Genomic DNA, 2500 nt, shown 5'->3' with positions numbered 1-2500 from the left:
AGAAATCTATGTCGAGCGGGGGCTAGATCGAGAACTGGCACTTCAAGTCGCTGATCAGTTAATGGAGCATAACGCTTTAGAAGCTCATTTAAGGGATGAACTCGGCCTAACAGATTCCCTTATCGCTCGTCCTGTTCAGGCTGCCATTGCTTCTGCAATTTCTTTTTCTGGTGGTGCCATCATTCCTTTCCTGACGGCGCTCTTTAGCCCTCCTGAAATCATCAATATGACGATCTCTTTGGTTTCTATTATCGGGCTGGCTATTCTCGGCATGGTTGGCGCACATTTGGGTGGCGCAAATGTCTCGAAGGCCGCTTTACGGGTTACCTTCTGCGGTGCATTGGCCATGATCGGTACTTCCGCAATCGGCTCTTTTTTTGGAACGCGTGTTTAGCCCAAAAATGAAGACCCAGGCCGCCTGAACAAAGCGGCCTTTGGGAGCTTGGGATAAAAAGAAAACTATCCCGTTTAAAATCCTAATTTGGATTTCTGGCGATATTGAAGTGGGACAGAACGTCTAGGGTAAATTTCAGACCAACAACAAAGGTATTTTTGATATTCTTTGTGCGGAATGGTTCGGATATTTGGTCAGGATTGATAATATATTGAAGGTTTGGTGACACCCGAAATGCCGGTGAAATCTGGGCACCGTAAGTTAATTCCATCATAATTTCATCACGAGGTACGCGCCGAGATCCCCCGGCCGAAGTTCGGGCGACCAAGATATTATCAATCGTCAATTTGCTCATATGCTGGTCATTGATCATGAAACCAAGCACGTCTTTATCCCGTCCTTTGAAGGTTCCGGTCTGAACAAAACCAATTTCCAAGAAGTGATCTTCTGCGACGCGTCCAGCAATGTTTTTCATAGCCACACCGAAAACGGTCAAGCCACGCTCACTATTCATGCTCGGTCGCCAGATCATCTGGTCAAAGCGGAAAAAGATACCGCCACGCCCATTCAAAGTCGCATAGGGATTGCCCGTCATGACGGCATAATTCCTATTCGCATCCAATACAGGATCCGTATAGTCACCACCATCATACCATCCACCAATACGGTAGGTGCGGGGCAATTTGTCGTTTGAAAAGTTTGTCGTATAGGCCAATTCGAAAGGTGCCATCGCACCGGTCGCATGTTTTACGGAAAAGGTGAAACCGTCATCATTGGCGCGTTTGCGATAAGGGTTAACTTCAAAGGCACCACCTTCGAAATAGACTTTCGGCGTTATCCACGCTTTGAAATAGCCGCCCCATGCAGAAGCTGGCCAATAGGTGAAGTTACTATCCTTAAAAATCATCGTCGGGTTACCGCAAGCAGAGTTCGACTGGAAGTTACAGTAGATCGACGATGAGAAGAAAGCGCCTGCGTTACCAGACATCCTACCGGCCACTAATTCTAACCGATTATTGAATAATTTCTGGTTCCACGTAAATTCAGCCAAATGGGTATTTTGCGTTCCCCAGATTTCCTGAACAGACGTATTATTCCCGATGGCAGTATTCGCAAGATTCTGTCCATGACGGTTTGTTACATAGAAATGGATTGTACCGCCTTTAAGACCGACAATGCGATCCGTATCAAAGTCTAAACCCATCAATAACTGAGCCGAATAGGCTGAACCATGACGAAGGCCACCCACAGGGTTTGCTGCAGATTCTGCCGTATAGGTTAATTGCGGCGTGATACCGGCATTGATAAGCCATTGCAGATGTTTTTTAGGACTAGGTAGAATCTGGCTTTTATTCGCCTCTTCTTGTTCCCTATCTTTGTGTCGGGCTAACAGAGACGCTTTGTCGCCAAAAATCGGACTAGCTCTTGCACCAGCAGGTAGCGGATCAGCTTCAATATCCGGTGGAATGCCATCATCATATTCAGGATCAGGCGTCACACCGAAATTGACATTGGGAGCAGGGGGGATTGCAGCAGAAGCTTCAAAAGCCTGCATAACTACCCCGGCGCACAAAAGGCCCATGGCTCTCAACATCTTTTTTCGAAAAAGACGAAAGCCTTTCATTAGAAACAACCTCTCTTAATATTTATTATATTATTGTTTCCGACCTTAACGCCTATGTTAACCTATCGTCCACAGGGAAACGCTGTCACTGCCAGAGGGAAACGCTGTCAAGTTTAACAAGCTGTTATTAGGACGATTCCCCTGTTGTAAAGGCCTGTGCTTTAACCAAATTTTGACTGAACAATGCCCAGTTAAATCTAAAGTCGCGGGTTGCCGGATCTTCTCCACTCTCGCATCCAAAAAAAGAAGGCTCCTCTGACAGAACCTGACTTGATTATAGAAGGCGGGTGAAAGATCGATTACTTCCCACCCGTTTCACTTCAATGACATTTCACCGATAAAGCCCAATTCTGACGAAGCTAGATCATTTTGCCTTCTTCAAAAGGCATTAAAACGCCAAAAAAACGAAAGCCAATCCGCATGGGTAGGTTTTTTCCTCTGTTTTCTGCTGTCCAAAACAAAAATCAGGCCTGATTCTCACT

Annotated in this window: 2 protein-coding genes (1 of these 2 cut by a window edge); one reads left to right on the top strand and one right to left on the bottom strand. The window is 46.0% G+C overall.

Translation table 11 applies throughout. The features are described 5' to 3' along the window. Positions 1 to 394 carry the 3' portion of a VIT family protein gene (locus tag FBY58_RS00010; protein WP_141918740.1) on the top strand. Its footprint begins 317 nt before the window's first position, so 394 of the gene's 711 nt are visible here — the last part of the coding sequence; its start codon lies beyond the left edge, outside the window; its stop codon occupies positions 392 to 394. 82 nt (positions 395 to 476) lie between these two features. Here the strand turns inward: FBY58_RS00010 and FBY58_RS00005 are convergent, their stop codons facing one another. After that, complete coding sequence (locus FBY58_RS00005; protein ID WP_260431974.1) at positions 477 to 1949, bottom strand: carbohydrate porin; 1473 nt, start codon at positions 1947 to 1949, stop codon at positions 477 to 479. Positions 1950 to 2500: the final 551 nt, after the last annotated feature.

The organism is Zymomonas mobilis, assembly GCF_006715975.1.
In the GTDB taxonomy this organism is placed as follows: domain Bacteria; phylum Pseudomonadota; class Alphaproteobacteria; order Sphingomonadales; family Sphingomonadaceae; genus Zymomonas; species Zymomonas mobilis_B.
The sequence above is the reverse complement of the archived record's forward strand: the minus strand, read 5'-3'. Positions and strand labels throughout refer to the sequence as shown.